Raw genomic sequence first — 17,283 nt, forward strand, 5'->3', positions numbered from 1 at the left:
GTGATCAGGCAACACCGTTCGGTCACAGTGAAGGCATGACTGATGTGACATCCGCGAAGAGTGCCCGCCGTCCGCACCACTGGCGGCGGGACCTGATCGAACTGGCCGCGCTCTTCACGGCGGTCGCCGTGGCCGACGCGATCGCCAACCTGATCGGGCACCAGCCCGACGGCCCCTATCTGCTGATCGCCTCGGCCGTGGCCCTGGTCGCCACGGCCGCCTTCCATACCTGGTGGGCACGGCGGCACAGCCACGCACCGCCCCCGGACACCGATACCGGCGCCGGACTCCCCGCCGCCGGCGCGGGAGAGGGCGTCGCGGGAGAGGACGGCGACGGCGGAACGGTGCTGTGGCGGCTGCGGACGACGGTGCGGGATGCCCCGGGCACCCTCGCGGCCCTCTGCGTCGCCCTCGCCCGTCACCGGATCGACATCCTCACCCTGCAGACCCACCCGCTGGCCGAGGGCACCGTCGACGAGTTCCTGCTGCGTGCGCCCTCCGCGCTGCCCGCACAGCACCTCACCCGGGAGGTCGCCGCCGCCGGCGGGTCCGCCACCTGGATCGAGCGCGCGGACGCCCACGACCTCGTGGACACTCCCACCCGGGTCCTCGGCCTCGCCACCCGCACGGCTCTGGACGCTGCCGAGCTCCCGCTCTCTCTGCGCCGGCTCCTGGGCCGGTGCACCATCCACTCGCTTCCCGCCCTGTCGATCACCGGCCGCCCCACCGGGGAGAGCGCACCGGTGGAAGGCGTCCTGGAGGAGACCGTGATGCGGCTGCGCGACCCGTCGGGCGGTGTCATCACCGTCGAGCGGCCCTATCTCCCCTTCACCCCGACCGAGTTCGCCCGAGCCAGGGCCCTGGTCGAGCTCGACGCACGGCTCGGCCCGCGCGTGCCGCGCAGCGAGGACGTCCTCACCCTGCCCGAGGGCAACGAGATCACGGTGCGCCGCGCGGACCGCGGTGACCTCGAAGCGGCCCTCGCCATGCACGGCCGGTGCTCCGAGCAGACCCTCGGCCTGCGCTACCACGGCCCGGTGCGGGACGCCGACGGGTATCTGGACCACCTGCTGAGCCCGCGCTTCGGCCGTACGCTCGCCGTGCAGACGGCCTCCGGCCGGCTGGTGGCGCTGGGCCATCTCCTCTGGGACGGGGACGAGACCGAGGTCGCCCTGCTCGTCGAGGACGCCTGGCAGCGCCGCGGGATCGGTTCCGAGCTCCTCGGCCGGCTGGTGGCCCTGGCCGTCGAGGCGGGCTGCGAGAGCGTGTACGCGGTGACACAGGCGCACAACACCGGGATGGTGGCCGCCATGCGGTCGCTCTCGCTGCCTCTCGATTACCAGATCGAGGAGGGCACCCTGGTCGTCACCGCTCGGCTGACCACGGCTCCCGCCCGGCCGATGACGGAACCGGTGACCCGCCCGGGGGCGCCGTCGACGCTGCGGCCGCTCCCCCGGGCCGAGCAGGCGGAGCAGCACTGAGCGCCTGACAGAGGTCCGCCCAGAGGTCCTCGACGTCCTCCAGCCCGACCGACATGCGCAGCAGACGGTCGCCGACACCAGCGGCTCTCCGGTCTCCCTCACCCACGATGCGGTGGCTGATGGAGGCCGGGTGCTGGATGAGCGTGTCCACGCTGCCGAGACTCACGGCGGGTGTGATCAGCCGTACTCCGGCAATGATCCCGTGAGGGTCCCCGAACACCTCGAAGGACACCATCGCGCCGCCCACCGCCGGGTAGTGGACCCGCTCGACCCGGGGGTCGGCGGAGAGCCTGCGGGCCAGCTCCGCCGCGGCGGCCGACGCGGCCCGGACCCGAACCGGCAGCGTGGACAGCCCGCGCAGCAGCAGATAGCCGGCCATCGGATGCAGCACACCCCCGGTGGCGAACCGCACCTGCCGCAGCGTCGCGGCGAATTCTTCGTCGCAGGCGACGACGCCGCCCATCACATCACCGTGACCGCCCAGGTACTTGGTGGCGCTGTGCAGCACGATCCGGGCACCGTGTTCGAGTGGCCGCTGCAGCACGGGGGTGGCGAAGGTGTTGTCGACGAGGAGTGGCACGGACCCGCAGGAGTGCGCCACGGCCCGGATGTCGATCTCGGCCAGCGTCGGGTTGGCGGGCGTCTCGATCATCACCAGACCGGTGTCCGGGCGGATCGCCTCCGCGATGCCCGCCGGATCCGTCCAGGTCACCTCGGTGCCCAGGAGCCCTGCGCCCAGGAGGTGGTCGCTGCACCCGTAGAGCGGACGCACCGCGACCACATGGCGCAGCCCCAGGCTCGCGCGGGCCAGCAGGACGGCGGTGAGCGCCGCCATTCCGCTGGCGAAGGCGACTGCGCTGTCACTGCCTTCCAGCCGGGCCAGTGCCGTTTCGAAGCGGGCCGTCGTCGGGTTGTCCAGGCGTGCGTACACGGGCGGCCCGTCGGGCCTGGCCCCGGTGGTGGCGAACGCGTCGATGCGCTCGGCCTCGCCCCGGGAGTCGTACGAGGGATAGGTGGTGGACAGGTCGATCGGCGCGGCGTGCAGACCGAGGGAGGCGAGATCGTCGCGTCCGGCGTGCACGGCTTCGGTGGCGAGCGCCCTGGACCGGAAGGGGGGCCGGGATGTCAGCGAAGAGGCTTCGGTGTCCATGACACCAGCCTGAACATCAACCGGCCGACGAGGCCCGAAGAGCGTGCTACGTTCGGCCGATGTCTGAATCCGTCGCTCTAGATCCGGTCGATCTGCACATTCTGCGCCTCCTGCAGAACGATGCTCGGACGACGTACCGGGAGCTGGCGGCCGAGGTCGGAGTGGCACCGTCCACGTGTCTGGACCGGGTGGCACGGCTGCGCCGGTCCGGTGTGATCCTCGGTCACCGGCTGCGGCTCGATCCGGCGCGGCTCGGCCGTGGCCTGGAGGCGCTCCTCCTGGTACAGGTCCGGCCCCACCGCAGGGAGCTCATCGGCCCGTTCGTCGAGCGGATCAGAGGGCTTGCGGAGTCCCGGGCGTTCTTCCACCTCACCGGACCCGACGACTACCTGGTGCATGTGGCCGTCGCCGATCCGACGGATCTGCAGCGCCTGGTGCTGGACGAGTTCACCTCCCGCCGCGAGGTGGCTCGTGTGGAGACCCGGCTGATCTTCCAGCAATGGGAGTGCGGCCCCCTGATGCCGCCCGCGGCCGGCCCGCGGAGAGCGGCCGGGACCTCGGAGCCGCGCACCGACTCCTCCGTACCGTAAGAGGATCTTCCTCCGGCCGAAGTCACTGTCCCCCGTGACGTGAGGGGCTTCGGCGTACGAAGATGTCCACATGTCAGACACATCGAGCAGCGCGCTGCCGCGCCAGGTCGCCGACGCCTACGTCGACGCATACATCGCACTCGACCCGATCACCGGTACCTACCTCGGTGTCGCGGAAAGCTCCCGCCGGCTGCCCGATTTCTCGCCCGCCGGCCAGGAGGCCATGGCCGCTCTCGTCCGCGCCACCCTCGCGAAGCTCGACGACGCCGAGCAGGTGCCGGGCGCGGACACCGACGAGGAAAGGCGTTGCGCACGGCTGCTGCGGGAACGCCTGACCGCCGAACTCGCCATCCACGAGGCCGACGAGGGCCTGCGAGCCGTATCCAACATCCACTCCCCGGCGCACAGCCTCCGTGATGTGTTCCCGGCGACGCCGACCACGACGGACGAGGACTGGGCGGCGGTCGTGGACCGCCTGCGCGCGGTGCCGGCCTCGCTCGAGGGATACCGGGCCTCGCTGGCGCTCGGTCTTGAGCGCCGGCTGTACGGCGGCCCGCGCCCGACCGCGACGTTCATCGGCCAGCTGGGGACCTGGGCGGGGGAGGACGGCCCGGGATTCTTCCAGGAGTTCGTGGCCGAGGGTCCCGGCTCGCTGCGCACGGAGCTGGACGAGGCGGCCGGGCAGGCGGCCGCGGCCCTGGTGGCGTTGCGGGACTGGATGAGGGAGGTGTACGCCCCTGCCGTGGAGGGTGCCCCCGACACCGTCGGGCGGGAGCGTTACGCCCGCTGGTCGCGCCAGTTCAACGGCACGGATCTGGATCTCGACGAGGCGTACGCGTACGGCTGGTCCGAATACCACCGCCTGCTGGCCGAGATGAAGACGGAGGCGGACAAGGTCCTCCCGGGCGCGGGCCCTTGGGAGGCGCTCGCCCATCTCGATGTGCACGGCAAGCACATCGAGGGCGTGGACGAGGTCCGGGTCTGGCTGCAGGGCCTGATGGACGAGGCCATCGAGGCGCTCGACGGCACCCACTTCGAACTCGCCGAGCGGGTACGCAAGGTGGAGTCCCGCATCGCTCCTGCGGGGGGCGCCGCCGCTCCGTACTACACGGGGCCCTCGGAGGACTTCTCGCGCCCCGGCCGCACCTGGCTCCCCACCATGGGCGAGACCCGGTTCCCCGTCTACGACCTGGTGTCCACCTGGTACCACGAGGGTGTGCCGGGCCACCACCTGCAGATCGCGCAGTGGACGCACGTGGCCGAGAGCCTCTCGCGTTACCAGGCGTCGGTCGGCCAGGTCAGCGCCAACGCCGAAGGCTGGGCGCTGTACGCGGAGCGGCTCATGGACGAACTGGGCTTCCTGCCCGACGCGGAACGCCGCCTCGGCTATCTGGACGCGCAGATGATGCGCGCCTGCAGGGTGATCGTCGACATCGGGATGCATCTGGAGCTGGAGATCCCCGGCGACTCCCCGTTCCATCCGGGTGAACGGTGGACCCCGGAGCTGGCCCAGGAGTTCTTCGGCAGCCACAGCGGCAGGCCCGCCGACTTCGTGGAGAGCGAGCTGACCCGCTACCTGTCGATGCCGGGGCAGGCCATCGGTTACAAACTGGGCGAGCGTGCCTGGCTGTTGGGCCGGGAGAACGCCCGGAAGGCGCACGGCGACGCGTTCGACCTCAAGGCCTGGCACATGGCGGCCCTGTCGCAGGGGTCGCTCGGGCTGGACGACCTGGTGGACGAGCTGTCCAGGCTCTGAACCGGGCGAGGCCGGGGGGCCGGTGAGCGATCACCTGCCCCCGGGTCCGCACGCTCCCCCACCGACGGCCAGAAGGACGCATCCGCATGACTCCGCCCGGCTTCCTGTTCTGCTCCGACCCGCTACGGCCGCACCGACCCGATCCGCAGTTCGGACAGGAGTCGTCCGCGGCACGGCGCGCCGGGGCGCAGACCGCGCTGGTCGATCACGATGCGCTGCTCGCCGGTGACGCGCAGGGCGCCGTCGGCCGGGTGCGCCGGGACTCGGGGGCCTACTGGTACCGGGGCTGGATGGTGCCGCCCGCCCGCTACACGGAGTTGGAGCGCGCCCTCGCCGCCCGTGGCTGTGCACTGCTCACCGATGCCGCGGCGTACCGCACCGCTCATGAACTCCCAGGCTGGTACGAGGCGTTCACCGAGCTCACACCACGCAGCGTCTGGCGTCCCCTGGCCGCCGGAGCCGCTCTGCCGGATCCTTCCGCGTGGTCGGAGCTCGCCGGGGAGCTCGGTCCCGGCCCCGGCATCGTCAAGGACTTCGTGAAGTCCCGCAAGCACGAGTGGCTGGAGGCGTGCTTCGTGCCGGAGCTGGGGGACACGGGCCGGCTCGCCCGCGTCGTCGGCCGATTCGTCGAACTGCAGGGGGACTTCCTGGCAGGCGGCGTGGTGCTGCGCGCGTACGAGCCGTTCGTGCGGGGCGGAGAGGCACGTGTGTGGTGGGTGGACGGGGAACCCGTGCTGGTGACCGCCCATCCGGACACGCCCGGCCAGGTACCCGCCCCCGGCCTCGACGCCGTCGGCGAGGCGGTGCGCGCGCTCGGCTGCCGGTGGGTCACCACCGACCTGGCCCTGCGGGAGGACGGGGTGTGGCGGGTCGTGGAGGTCGGTGACGGCCAGGTCAGCGGTCTGCCGGCCGATGACGACGGGCACCGCCTCTTCACATCGCTCCTCGGCGCGTGAGCCCTTCGCCCTGGTTCGGTGAGCCACGCACCCGGTTCCGCCCTCGCCGGTTCAGCGGCCGCAGTCCTCGGCGCCCGCGGGCGCGGTGAGCGTGTCGACGGTGCGCCGCTGCGGCCAGTCCAGGCTCTCGAAGGCGAATCCCTCGCGTATCCCGTACTCGAATCCGCCGAGCATCGCCTTGCCCCGGTAGCCCAGTTGGGCGAGGGCCGGAGCGGACCGGGTACGCCGCGTCGAGGAGGTCACCGGGAGGATCGGCACCCTGGGCGCCGTGACCACCAGCATCGTGTACTCCTCGCCCCTCCCCCGTCGGCCGATCAGCCGCTGAGCGGGCCTGCCGCCCGGTGGACCACCGCCGAACCGCGCCGGTCCTTCACGACCTCGAGCTGGGCGGGGATCCGGCGCCGCAGGTCGGCCACGTGGCTGACGATGCCGACGCTGCGGTCACGTTCACGCAGCGAGTCCAGTACGTCGAGGACCTCGTCCAGTGTCTGGTCGTCGAGGCTGCCGAAGCCCTCGTCGATGAAGAGCGTGTCCAGGCGTACCCCGCCCGCCTCGTCCGTCACCACGTCGGCCAGCCCGAGGGCCAGGGCGAGCGAGGCGAAGAAGGTCTCTCCGCCGGACAGCGTGGCCGTATCCCGCTCCCGGCCCGTCCATGAGTCGACGACGTGCAGTCCGAGACCCGCCCGGCGGCCGCCGCTGCGCTCGTCGGAGTGGACCAGCGTGTAACGGCCCGACGACATCCGCTGGAGGCGCGCCGTCGCCGCGGCGGCCACCTGTTCGAGGCGAGCGGCCAGTACGTACGCCTCCAGGCGCATCTTGCGCTCGTTGTCCACGGAGGTGCCCGCGGTCAGCCCGGCGAGACGGGCCACCCTCGCGTGCTCCTGACGCACGGGCCCCAGCGCGCGTACCTCGTCCTCGGCGCGGCGGGAGAGCCGGCCCAGCTCCGCACTGCGCTCCTCCGCGGCGGCGTGCGCGGCGGCACCGTCGCGCAGGGCCTTCGAGGCCAGGTCGTACGCCGCTTCGGCAACGTCCGGCATCGCGGGCGGACGGGTGGCGGCGGCCCGGGCGTCCTCCTCGGCGAGCCGGTCGGCGACCGTGGCGGCCTCCGCCTGCCAGGCGTCGATCCGTTGCTGGAGCTCCCGCTGCGCGGTGTCTCCGAGAAGCTTCGCGGCAGCGGCCCGCGGTGTGTCGAACCCGGCCCGGAAAGCTGCGTCGGCCAGCCTGCCGTCAGCTTCCTTGAGGCGCTCGGCCGCACCCTGTTCCGCGCGGAGCGCCTCGGCCGCGCCGGCCAGCAGCCCGGCGCGCCGGTCCAGCAGCTCCGCGTGCTCGGCCACCGAGTCACAGGCGCCACGGGCCTTCACCAGGTCGGCTTCCAGCGCGGCCTGTTCGCGGTCGAGCGCCTCGCGCTGGGAGGTACGGGCAGCCGCTCGCCGCTCGGCCCGCTGCCGGTCGTCGAGCCGGCCCAGGTGCTCACGCTCCGCGGCGGCGAGGGCCTCCCTGGCCGCGTGTGTTCCCGCCGCCAGACGGTGCGCGTCCATGTGGTCCCGGGTCAGGCGGTCGACGGCCGCCCTCAGTTCGGCCACGGACGCTGATTCGCGGCCGGCCGGTCCGGTCATGCCTTCGCCGTCCTCCGTGGCCGACACCTCGGCCCGTGCCGCGGCCAGGCGTTCGCGCAGGACCCCGAGCTCGCTCTCCGCCTCCGCACGGGCCCGGTCGGCCCGCTGGTGAGCGGCGAGTGCCGCCTCCTCCGTGGCCCGGTCCACATGGCCTGCCTCCGCGCGGGCCGGGGCCGGGTGCTCGGCCGATCCGCACACGGTGCAGGCGACGCCGTCGACGAGCTGACCGGCCAGTTCCGCCGCGATGCCGCGCAGCCGCTGTTCCCGGAGTCCCAGCCATTTCTCGTGCGCGCCCACGGCACGCTCACGGGCCTCGGTCAGGGCCTCAGCCATCGCCCTCTCCCGCAAGCCGAGCGCGTCGCGCCGCTGTGCCGCTTCCAGCCTCCTGCGCGCGGGGGCGAGCCGGCCGGCCAGCTGTTCCGCGCGGGTCGCGGCGTCCTGTGCCGTCTCGACGGCTTCCCTGAGGGCGCGGTGGCCGGCGTCCCAGCCGGCCAGCCACTCCCCCGCCTCCTGGATCAGTTCGTCGTCGGAGCGGGACTGCCTTTCCAGGCCTGCCCGTTCGGCGTCGATCTCCCGGCTCCGCCGTTCGGCACGGCGCGCGGCGTCGAGTGCGCCGAGCTCCGCCCTCAGTTCGCGTTCCCTCCCGGCCAGTTGCTCGGAGCCCGCTTCGGCCAGCTCGGGGGGCAGCCGGGCGCAGGACCTCTCCCGGGCCACGACAGCCGCGCGGTGGGCCCGCTCCGCCGCGTCGCGGAGGTCGAGCGCCGGAGCGACCAGATCCGCCTTGCGCGCGTGTGCGAGCTGTTCGTGGCAGCGGTCGCGTTCCGCGCGGCGGTCCTCCAGGCCCACCGCGCGGCGACGGGTCTCCTCGTACCGCTGCTGGAGCCGGGCGAGTTCACGCTCGGCCTCGAGTGCGTGGCGGGCGGCGGTGCTCCGCTCCTCCGCCCCGGCCAGGACGCACCGGGCGATGTCGAGCCGCTCACGCGCTCCGCCACGCGCGACGGCGGCCCACTGCAGGACCCCCTCGGCGAGCCCGGGCTCACCGGGCCGCTCCTCGGGCGGCGCGGTCTCCTCCGCCGCGGGTCCGGCCGCCTGCGCGATGCGCTGGGCGAGGGCGAGGATCTGCTCGTCCCCCGCCTTGACCCTGGCTTCGGCGGCCCGTCGCAGCTCAGCGAGGCGCTCCTCGACGGCCGCGAAACGGCGGGTGTCGAAGAGCCGGCCGAGCAGCTTTCCACGTGCCTCCGCGTCGGCCCGCAGGAAACGTGCGAAGTCGCCCTGCGGCAGCAGCACCACCTGGCAGAACTGATCGCGGCTCATTCCGATGAGTCCGCCGATCTCCTCACCGATCTCCTGGTGGGAGCGGCTGAGCGCCTGCCAGCCGTGCTCGGCGTCGTATTCGCGCAGCCAGCTCTGCGCCTTCTCGGTCGTGACCCCGCCGCCCCTCTTCTTGGGGCGGGGCTGGGCGGGCCGCCGGGTCACTTCCAGGCGCCGCCCCCCGACGGTCAGCTCCAGGCGCACCTCGGTCGGCCGGTCCACCGGGGCGTGGTCACTGCGCAGGGAGGTGCCGGGGCTCTGGCGGGCGCCGGGCACCGCTCCATACAGGCCGTAGCAGACGGCGTCGAGGACGGACGTCTTGCCCGCGCCCGTCGGCCCGTGCAACAGGAAGATCCCGGCCGATGACAGTACGTCGAAGTCGACTTCCTGGGTGCCGCCGAAGGGACCGAACGCGGTCAGGGTGAGCTTGTGCAGTCTCATCGGGACACCTCGTCGACTCCGTCGGCGACCCGTACGTCGTCGAAGGCCGCGCTCAGCACCGCCCGCTCCTGCTCACTGGGGCCGGTCCCGCCGCGTACATGGGCCACGAAGTCCTCCGCCACCTGCTGGTCGTCCCGCCCCCTGAGCCGCTGGGCGTACGAGTCGGAAGGGTCGTGGGAAGCACGTTCGGGGTCGAAGGCCAGGCTGAGGGTGTGCGGGAAACGCTCGAGCAGGCGTGTCATCGGGTCGTCGGGCCGCGCCGGGTCGGTGAGGGTCGCCTCCACCCAGGAGTCCTGGTGCCGTTCGAGAGCCGGGTCGTCCAGCAGTGTGCCGAGGCGGCCGCGGAGCCGTGCGAGCGGGCGGGGCACCGGGCAGTCGACGCGTTCCGCGACGAGAGCTCCGCCGGGGCCGAGGTCGATCAGCCACATCGTCTTGCGGTGCGCGTGCTCGGAGAAGGAGTACGCGAGGGGCGAGCCCGAGTAGCGCACGCGTTCCGTGACCGTCTGGCAGCCGTGCAGGTGGCCGAGGGCCACGTAGTCGACGCCGTCGAAGACCCCCGCGGGAACGGCGGCGACACCGCCGACCGTGATGTCGCGTTCGCTGTCGCTGGGTTCGCCGCCCGCCACGAACGCATGGGCGAGCACCACGGACCGGGTTCCGTCGGGCCGGGAGGCGAGATCGGCCCGCACCCGGTCCATCGCCGCGGTGAGCACGGCTTCGTGCCCTGCCTTCGACGCGCCCAGGCTGTCCTTGACGAGAGCGGGTTCCAGGTAGGGCAGCCCGTAGAACGCCACATCGCCCCGTGCCCCCCGCAGGACGACGGGGGTGGCGCAGTGGCCGGGGTCGGTGCGCAGGTGGATTCCGGCCCGTGCCATCAGTCCGGCGCCGACCCCGAGCCTGCGGGCGGAGTCGTGGTTCCCGGAGATCATGACGGTCGGCACCCCTGCGGCGGCGAGCCGGTGCAGCGCGTCGTCGAACAGCTGGACGGCGGAGAGCGGCGGCACGGCGCGGTCGTAGACGTCACCCGCCACGACGACCACGTCGACGGCGTGGTCCCGCACCGTGTCCACGAGGTGGTCGAGGTAGGCGGCCTGGGCGTCGAGCATCGAGACGCGGTGGAAGGACCGCCCGAGGTGCCAGTCCGAGGTGTGCAGGATCCTCACGACATCACTCCGACGGCCACGACACGCATGTTCCACTTCCTCCGCCCCCGGCACCGCACCGGCCCGGTACCCCGTCCGCCCCGGAAATCCGCGGCGGACCCGACCCCGCCGGAGCGCCGCTGCCCCGGCTCCCCCATCGGCTCAGGCATCCCCGTACGCCTCGCCGCCCAGTTCGAGCGTCGCCGCGCCTGCCGTGGCGTCGGCCAGCCAGGCCCTGAAGCCGTCGACGCCGGCGTCCGGCAGCCCGATCGTGAGGGTCACCGCCTCCGCGTACTCGACGCCGCGGACGTCCACTCCGGTGGCCCGCAGATCGTTCTCCAGCTTGCCCGCCCGCTGGTGGTCGACCGTGACGACGGCGAGGCGGAACCTGCGGCGGGTGATCGTGCCCAGCGCGTCGAGCGCCTCACCGACCGCGCCTCCATAGGCACGGATGAGTCCGCCCGCTCCGAGCTTGACCCCGCCGAAGTAGCGGGTGACCACGGCGACGGCGTACCGCACCTCCCGGCGCATGAGCATCTGCAGCATGGGGACGCCCGCCGTGCCGCCGGGTTCCCCGTCGTCACCGGCCTTCTGCACGGAGGCGTCGGCACCGATGACGTAGGCGAAGCAGTTGTGGTTGGCGGCGGGATGCTCCTTGCGGACGCGCGCGATGAACTCCTGCGCCTCCTGCTCGGTGGCGGCGGGTGCGAGCGCGCAGAGGAAACGCGATCGGCTGACCTCGGTCTCGTGCACGCCCGGGCGGGCGACTGTCCGGTACTGCTCCTGCATCGGTCCAGCCTATGCGCCCTCCCGGCCGGGACTTTCACCCTCCCGCGGGGAATGGTCCGGCGGGACCGTCCGTTGTCAGGGCATGTACGCAGACGATGAGACGGTTCGCGGGATCCTCGAGGACACGGGCGACACCTGGGCGGTGGTGGGCCTGTCCGCCAACCGGTCCCGCGCGGCCTACGGGGTGGCGGAGGTCCTCCAGCGCTTCGGCAAGAAGGTGGTGCCCGTCCATCCCAAGGCGGAGCCGGTCCACGGTGAGCAGGGATACGCCTCGCTGGCGGACATACCCTTCCCCGTCGACGTGGTGGATGTCTTCGTCAACAGCGATCTGGCGGGCGGCGTCGCCGACGAGGCGGTGGCCGTCGGCGCGAAGGCGGTCTGGTTCCAGCTCGGGGTGATCGACGAGGCGGCGTACGAGCGCACGCGCGCGTCGGGCCTCGCCATGGTGATGGACCGCTGCCCGGCGATCGAGATCCCCCGCCTGGGGTCGCGAGGCTGACAGGCGTGGTGTCGCGGAGGCCTCCCCACGGGGAGAATGTCCACCGTGACCCAGCCCCTCCTCCTCGGCGGTGAACGCGCCACCTCCCAGCTGTCCGAGCTGGGCGTGCGGCGGGGCGGTGTCCTGCTGGTGCACGCCTCGATGCGTTCCGTGGGGGCGGGCCCCGGCAGCACGGCCGCCGCGTTGGGCCGCGTGCTGGGCCCGGAGGGGACGCTGGTCGTCCCCGCCTTCACCCCGGAGAATTCCGACACCTCGCGCTCCTACCTGGACCGCGTCCGCGGCCTGAGCACCGAGGCCCGCGCGGCGGTGCGTGCGGCGATGCCCGCCTTCGACCCGTCGGTCACCCCCGCACCCACGATGGGCGCCCTCGCCGAGGCGGTGCGGAGGGCTCCGGGTGCGCTGCGCAGCACCCACCCGCAGACCTCGTTCGCCGCCCTCGGTCCGGCGGCCGGGAAGCTCCTGGCCGGCCACCGCCAGGACTGCCACCTGGGCGAGCGCTCCCCGCTCGCCAGACTGTACGAGGCCGACGCGCAGGTCCTGATGCTGGGCACGGGCTTCGACAGCTGCACCGCCTTCCACCTCGCGGAGTACCGCCGCCCCGCCCCACCGCGCCGTCTCTACCGTTGCGTGGTGGCCTCGGAGAACGGAGGGGGGAGCTGGTGGGAGTACGAGGACATCACCCTGGACGACAGCGACTTCGCCGCCCTGGGCGCCGACTTCGTCCGCGCGCGGGCCGACGCGGTCGGCGTCGGCCGGGTGGGGGCTGCCCGAAGCCACGTGTTCTCTCTCCGTACGGCTGTGGACTTCGCCGTGGAATGGCTGACGGACCATCGGGCCGACGGCTGACGAGGGCCCCGCCGGATCCCGAGGCCCTCCACCAGGAGCGCTCCCGCCGGTGTCGCGGACGCCTCGCCCGGGACGATCGGTGCCCAGCTGCCTACTTGCCCTCGCGGCGGACGGGCGGGATCGATACCGCCATGGTCAGGTCGGCGGGTTCGGAGCCGTCGTTGCGGTAGCTGTGCGGCACATGGGCCGCGAAGGTCGCCGACGTGCCGGCGGGCACCGCGTGGGCCTCGCCGTCCACGACGAGGGTCAGCACACCTGCCGTCACGTGGAGGAGTTCCACCGTGCCTTCGGGGTGCGGATCCGAGACGCTGCTGTCGCCGGGCATCAGGTGCCAGGACCAGAGCTCGACCGGCCCACCCGCCTCCGTGCCCACCAGCAGGGTGCCGGCGCTGCCGGACTCCGTCGACCACATGCGCACCGCCCGGCCCTCGGGCACCAGCCTCACATGGGATCCCTGCTCGTGGTCGAGCAGCGTGGTGATGCTGACGCCCAGCGCGTCCGCGAGCTTGACGGTGGTGCCGACGCTCGGGTTCGTACGCGCCTGCTCGACCTGGATGATCATGCCCCGGCTGACTCCCGCTCGCGCCGCGAGCGCGTCAAGGGTGAAACCGCGCTCACCTCGCCAGCGCCTGAGGTTCCGCGCGAGCGACTGGGTGAGCTGATCGAGGTCAGACACGTTCCGTCCAATATTCCGGATTCGAGGTCGTGGACACCGCACTACGGTGCGGTGCACCCGTCCGGTCGACGCACTGTACTGCGAGGCGCGCGATGACAGCATGGTCAGCGGCTCAGGCCCCGCTCGCCGGATCCTCACGCAACAGCGCCACAGCGGCCAACTGCTCGGGCGTGACCCCGTCGGGGATCGGCACGGGGGCGGGCGTGCGCAGCGGCGGCTGCCAGCCCTTGCCGGGATCCCAGCTCCGCACCACCCGAGCCGGTGCCCCCGCGACCACCGCGTGGTCGGGGACCTCCCCACGTACGACGGCCCCTGCCGCCACCACCACGTTGCGGCCGAGCCTCGCCCCCGGGAGGATCACCGCTCCGGTGCCGATCCAGCACCCGGGACCGATCACGACCGGCTCCATGCGCGGCCACTGCTTGCCGACCGGCTCGTGGGGATCGTCGTAACTGTGGTTGGTGGAGGTGATGTAGACGTAGGGGCCGCAGTACGTGTCCGAGCCGATCGACACCGTGGTGTCGGCGATTACATGGCTGCCCCTGCCCAGCACCACACCGTCGCCCAGGGTCAGGACCGTCTCGGACCCGAGGTCCAGATCGGGCATCAGGCCCGCCGTGAGCGTCACCTGTTCGCCGATGATGCAGTGGTCGCCCAGCTCGATCCACGGCTCCCCGAAGACCGTGCCTTGCGGGAAGGCGAGCCGCGTACCCGTACCGATACGTCCGAACCGGAGCCGCCCGGGGTGCTGCGCGGTGACCGCTCCCGTCTCCTGCGCCCAGGCCCAGACGCGGTGGACCACGCGGGACGTGACCCCACGCCGCCGGAGGGCCAGGGAGGAGAGCAGGTTCCGGTTCTTCGGCACCCGCTCACGGTAGTCGGCCCGGCCGGGCCGGATCCGCGCGACGAGCTGTGATGTTCACCCCACCTGTCCGGGGCACCGGGGCCGTCCATTACGGTTCGTGCGGAGCGGGGAGCGCCGAGCGCGACCACATCCGACCGGAGGAGCAGGCGATGACAGAGCGGGCGTTGGTCACCGGTGTCGGCGGCAAGGAACCCGACATCGACCCGGACGCGTTCCTCGCACCGACCTCCGTCGTCGTCGGCGAGGTGTCGATGGCCGCGGGCTCCAGTGTCTGGTACCACGCCGTGCTGCGCGGCGACGGCGGTCCGATCTCCCTCGGCCCCGAGAGCAACATCCAGGACAACTGCAGCGTGCACACCGACCCCGGCTTCCCGATGACGGTGGGCGCCCGGGTCTCGGTCGGTCACAACGCCGTCCTGCACGGCTGCGTCATCGAGGACGACGTCCTCGTCGGGATGGGCGCCACCGTGCTCAACGGCGCGCACATCGGCGCGGGTTCACTGATCGCTGCGCAGGCTCTCGTACCGCAGGGGATGCGGGTGCCGCCGGGCTCGCTCGTCGCGGGCGTACCCGCCAAGGTCAAACGGGAGCTGACCGCGGAGGAGCGTGAGGGCATCGCCTTCAACGCGGCCGGTTACGTGGAGCTGGCGAAGGCACACCGCGAGGCACACCGGGCGGACTGACGCCGGGCACGGCCCGCCCCGGCCGGGACCTGGAGCACCCCCGGCCGGCGTCGGCTCAGTCGGCCGGGACGGCCTCCGGCTCGGGCGCCGCCACGGGAGGGCCGGACTGCTCCGCCGCCTTCTTGGCACGGTTCTTCAGCACCAGCATCGAGACCACGCCGATCAGCACGGCGGCCAGCAGCCCCAGCCACGAGAAGCGCTTGAGCCAGGCCTCGGCGACGACACCCACCGAGTAGATGACAGCGGTGGTGCCTCCGGCCCAGACGATGCCGCCGAGCACGTTGGCGGTCAGGAACTTCCAGTACGGCATGCGCAGGACACCGGCCAGCGGTCCCGCGAAGATTCGGAGCAGGGCGACGAAACGGCCGAAGAAGACCGCCCACATGCCCCACTTCTCGAACGACCGCTCGGCCATGGCGATCTGTGCTTCCCCGAAGTGGGCGGGGAACTTCCCGCCGCACCACGCGAGCAGTGGGCGCCCTCCCTTACGGCCGATGGCGTAGCCGATCGAGTCACCGATGATCGCCCCTGCGGACGCGCAGGCGCCGAGCACCACGGGGTCGATGTCGCCGTGCTGGGAGGCGAGGAGCGCCGCACTCACGAGGACGATCTCGCCGGGAAGCGGAATTCCCAGGCTCTCGAGTCCGATGACGACCCCCACCAGGAGGTAGATGCTGACCGCGGGGACGGTCTCGAGCCACTCCTGGACGTGCAACGCGGGTCCTTCCCTCAACAGGTCTGTGGCCGTGCGCCACGGGTGGAGCACGGCGGGCAGCCTACCGGTCCGGACGGCCGCCGCGGCTCTCCGGGCCCGGGCCGGGGGACGGGGGCCCGGCGGCGGTCAGCGGTTCGGGCGCAGCGTCCAGACCACGTTCATCTCGCTGGTGACAGCACCGTCCGCGCGCCGGATCTCGACGCGCACGGGAAACTCCGGACGCTTCCCCTCGTCCAGTTCGGCCACGACTTCGGCCGCCGGCCGGTCCAGCACAGCGGTGGCCGTGAGGTCGCCCATGGCCACCTTTTTGAAGGCCATCTCCGTGGTGACGGGCAGCGGCACGGCCCTGGACATCTGGTCGCCGAACGCCGCGACCACGATCGCGCCGCTCGCCGACTCCGCCAGCGTGAACATCGCGCCGGCGTGGGGTCCGCCGAGGTGATTGTGATATTCAGCCCGGTCCGGGAGCGAGAGGACGGCGCGCTCCGCCGTCGTCTCCAGATAGGTGATGCCTAGGGTGCGGACCATCGGGACGCTCGCGGACAGGATGTCGCCGACCGTCATCTCTTCGGTACTCATGACCGGAATGTTACTAGCGAGTAGCACTCTTTGACCATCCCCTCACAGGGGCGCCCGTAGCAGAGGCCGCCCCGCACCTCTATGGTTACTGGCCATGTGGCCAGGACAGCAGCCGCCCGGGGGCGAGCAGAACCCGCAGGACCAGAATCAGAACCCGTACCAGCAGCCGGGGTACCAACAGCCGGGTCATCAACAGCCGAATCCCTACCAGCAACCGGGACACCAGCAGCCGGGATATCAGCAGCCTGGATATCAGCAGCCGGGTCAGCCGCCCGGGTACCCGCAGCCGAACCCGTACCAGCAGCCCACCGTGCCGCAGTACGCCGTACCCGGCGGGCCGGGCGGCCCGCAGCCGGACGACAAGAAGAAGACGACGATCGTCGCCGTCGTCGCCGCCGCCGCGGTCGTCGTCGCGGCGGTCGTCACCGGCGTGGTCGTCATGAACAAGGACGACGAGGGAAGCGCGAAGGTCGCCGAAGGCACGGCGTCCCCGTCGGCGAAGGCGTCCGAGGCGGCGTCCCCACCCGCGGCGAACCCGCGGGGCGGTGAGGACGCCGCGCCCACGATCCCGGGCTGGAAGGTCGTGACCAATCCCAAGTGGGGCACGCAGTTCGACGTGCCCGGGGACTGGGAGGTGGCGAGCACCGGGCTGATCTCGGGTTTCGAGGACGTCAAGGACCCCACCGGCCCGCCGGCGGTCGGCTTCTCCGCGCCCGCCTTCTACAAGAGCAAGTGGTGCATCGACGACACCGACAAGGACGGCACCAAGGAGGACACCGGCCTGGCGGGTGTCGGCACCAAGGGTGCCCAGGGCGCCAAGAGCGCGGACCAGGCCGCCACGAACGAGGCCGCCAACTGGGTCTGGGCCGCCTACGCGCAGGAGGACCCGAAGGAGAAGGTCAAGGTCGGCAAGCCCAAGCCCTACACGACCGAGTCGGGTCTCTCGGGCAGTGTCGTCACGGCCACCGCCACCGGGCTGGCCAACGAGAACAAGTGCGACACGGACGGCAAGTCCATCGCGTTCACCTTCAAGAACGCCAAGGACGAGTACTCGTCCTGGATCCTCCACGCCAACGCCGGTGTCGACGACGAACTCCCGGACGCCACCATCCAGAAGATCCTCAGCACGGTGCGCCTGGCGGAGGGCGCGGAGACCGCTTCCTGAGCCTCCGGCGCACACGGCGGGGC

General features: G+C 72.4%; 16 protein-coding genes and 2 pseudogenes. 9 read left to right on the top strand and 9 right to left on the bottom strand.

All coding sequences use genetic code 11. The annotated features are described in order from the left end of the window. Positions 1-44 precede the first annotated feature (44 nt). Positions 45-1,481, top strand: a complete 1,437-nt coding sequence (locus ABT001_RS20130; protein ID WP_502967490.1) for a GNAT family N-acetyltransferase — start codon at positions 45-47, stop codon at positions 1,479-1,481. Here the strand turns inward: ABT001_RS20130 and ABT001_RS20135 are convergent. Next, entirely contained in the window at positions 1,366-2,631 is a 1,266-nt protein-coding gene (locus ABT001_RS20135) for a trans-sulfuration enzyme family protein (RefSeq protein WP_351279186.1), read from the bottom strand. The genes ABT001_RS20130 and ABT001_RS20135 overlap by 116 nt on opposite strands. A gap of 59 nt (positions 2,632-2,690) precedes the next feature. Between ABT001_RS20135 and ABT001_RS20140 the strand changes: the two genes are divergently transcribed. The 3 genes from ABT001_RS20140 to ABT001_RS20150 all read left to right on the top strand — a co-directional run bounded on the left by ABT001_RS20140 (position 2,691) and on the right by ABT001_RS20150 (position 5,933). After that, the gene (locus ABT001_RS20140) at positions 2,691-3,221 is read left to right on the top strand and encodes an Lrp/AsnC family transcriptional regulator (protein WP_351279189.1); all 531 of its coding nucleotides are present in this window, start codon (positions 2,691-2,693) and stop codon (positions 3,219-3,221) included. A gap of 70 nt (positions 3,222-3,291) precedes the next feature. Continuing rightward, on the top strand, positions 3,292-4,977 hold the full coding sequence (locus ABT001_RS20145; protein WP_351279191.1) for a DUF885 domain-containing protein: 1,686 nt from the start codon (positions 3,292-3,294) through the stop codon (positions 4,975-4,977). Positions 4,978-5,063: 86 nt separating this feature from the next. Then, positions 5,064-5,933 carry an ATP-grasp domain-containing protein gene (locus ABT001_RS20150; protein WP_351279194.1) on the top strand — a complete coding sequence of 290 codons (870 nt, stop codon included), beginning with the start codon at positions 5,064-5,066 and terminating at the stop codon, positions 5,931-5,933. A 51-nt stretch (positions 5,934-5,984) separates the two neighbouring features. On the opposite strand, the pseudogene ABT001_RS20155 reads toward ABT001_RS20150, so the two are convergent. Continuing rightward, positions 5,985-6,155, bottom strand: a pseudogene (locus tag ABT001_RS20155) (rhodanese-like domain-containing protein); the annotation flags it as partial. Between the two features lies 1 nt (position 6,156). Here ABT001_RS20155 and ABT001_RS20160 point away from each other — a divergent pair. Beyond that, positions 6,157-6,258, top strand: a pseudogene (locus ABT001_RS20160) (Lrp/AsnC family transcriptional regulator); the annotation flags it as partial. Here the strand turns inward: ABT001_RS20160 and ABT001_RS20165 are convergent. From ABT001_RS20165 to ABT001_RS20175, 3 genes are all read right to left on the bottom strand, one after another. Then, positions 6,248-9,301, bottom strand: a complete 3,054-nt coding sequence (locus ABT001_RS20165) for an AAA family ATPase (RefSeq protein WP_351279196.1) — start codon at positions 9,299-9,301, stop codon at positions 6,248-6,250. The pseudogene ABT001_RS20160 and the gene ABT001_RS20165 sit on opposite strands and share 11 nt — an antisense overlap. After that, the gene (locus ABT001_RS20170) at positions 9,298-10,464 is read right to left on the bottom strand and encodes an exonuclease SbcCD subunit D (protein ID WP_351279198.1); all 1,167 of its coding nucleotides are present in this window, start codon (positions 10,462-10,464) and stop codon (positions 9,298-9,300) included. Before ABT001_RS20170 ends, ABT001_RS20165 begins: the two co-directional genes overlap by 4 nt. 141 nt (positions 10,465-10,605) lie before the next feature. Next, positions 10,606-11,232, bottom strand: a complete 627-nt coding sequence (locus ABT001_RS20175) for a YigZ family protein (RefSeq protein WP_351279201.1) — start codon at positions 11,230-11,232, stop codon at positions 10,606-10,608. 82 nt (positions 11,233-11,314) lie between these two features. Between ABT001_RS20175 and ABT001_RS20180 the strand changes: the two genes are divergently transcribed. Together ABT001_RS20180 and ABT001_RS20185 are read left to right on the top strand one after the other, a co-directional pair. Further along, a complete protein-coding gene (locus ABT001_RS20180; protein ID WP_351279204.1) occupies positions 11,315-11,731 on the top strand; it encodes a CoA-binding protein in 417 nt (138 codons plus the stop codon). A gap of 36 nt (positions 11,732-11,767) precedes the next feature. Beyond that, the gene (locus ABT001_RS20185) at positions 11,768-12,577 is read left to right on the top strand and encodes an AAC(3) family N-acetyltransferase (RefSeq protein WP_351279207.1); all 810 of its coding nucleotides are present in this window, start codon (positions 11,768-11,770) and stop codon (positions 12,575-12,577) included. 91 nt (positions 12,578-12,668) lie between these two features. Here the strand turns inward: ABT001_RS20185 and ABT001_RS20190 are convergent, their stop codons facing one another. Both ABT001_RS20190 and ABT001_RS20195 read right to left on the bottom strand, forming a co-directional pair. After that, a complete protein-coding gene (locus tag ABT001_RS20190) occupies positions 12,669-13,253 on the bottom strand; it encodes a helix-turn-helix domain-containing protein (protein WP_351279210.1) in 585 nt (194 codons plus the stop codon). Positions 13,254-13,365: 112 nt separating this feature from the next. Continuing rightward, positions 13,366-14,118 carry an acyltransferase gene (locus tag ABT001_RS20195; RefSeq protein ID WP_351279213.1) on the bottom strand — a complete coding sequence of 251 codons (753 nt, stop codon included), beginning with the start codon at positions 14,116-14,118 and terminating at the stop codon, positions 13,366-13,368. Positions 14,119-14,267: 149 nt separating this feature from the next. Between ABT001_RS20195 and ABT001_RS20200 the strand changes: the two genes are divergently transcribed. Beyond that, entirely contained in the window at positions 14,268-14,801 is a 534-nt protein-coding gene (locus ABT001_RS20200; protein WP_351279215.1) for a gamma carbonic anhydrase family protein, read from the top strand. Positions 14,802-14,856: 55 nt separating this feature from the next. On the opposite strand, the gene ABT001_RS20205 is transcribed toward ABT001_RS20200, so the two are convergent. Together ABT001_RS20205 and ABT001_RS20210 are read right to left on the bottom strand one after the other, a co-directional pair. Next, a complete protein-coding gene (locus ABT001_RS20205) occupies positions 14,857-15,516 on the bottom strand; it encodes a DedA family protein (RefSeq protein WP_351279218.1) in 660 nt (219 codons plus the stop codon). Positions 15,517-15,642: 126 nt separating this feature from the next. Continuing rightward, a complete protein-coding gene (locus tag ABT001_RS20210; RefSeq protein ID WP_351279415.1) occupies positions 15,643-16,080 on the bottom strand; it encodes a DUF4442 domain-containing protein in 438 nt (145 codons plus the stop codon). Between the two features lie 109 nt (positions 16,081-16,189). Here ABT001_RS20210 and ABT001_RS20215 point away from each other — a divergent pair, with 109 nt between their 5' ends. Continuing rightward, complete coding sequence (locus tag ABT001_RS20215) at positions 16,190-17,260, top strand: DUF8017 domain-containing protein (RefSeq protein WP_351279221.1); 1,071 nt, start codon at positions 16,190-16,192, stop codon at positions 17,258-17,260. Positions 17,261-17,283 lie beyond the last annotated feature (23 nt).

The organism is Streptomyces sp. NPDC002793 (genome assembly GCF_040295485.1).
GTDB lineage: Bacteria > Actinomycetota > Actinomycetes > Streptomycetales > Streptomycetaceae > Streptomyces.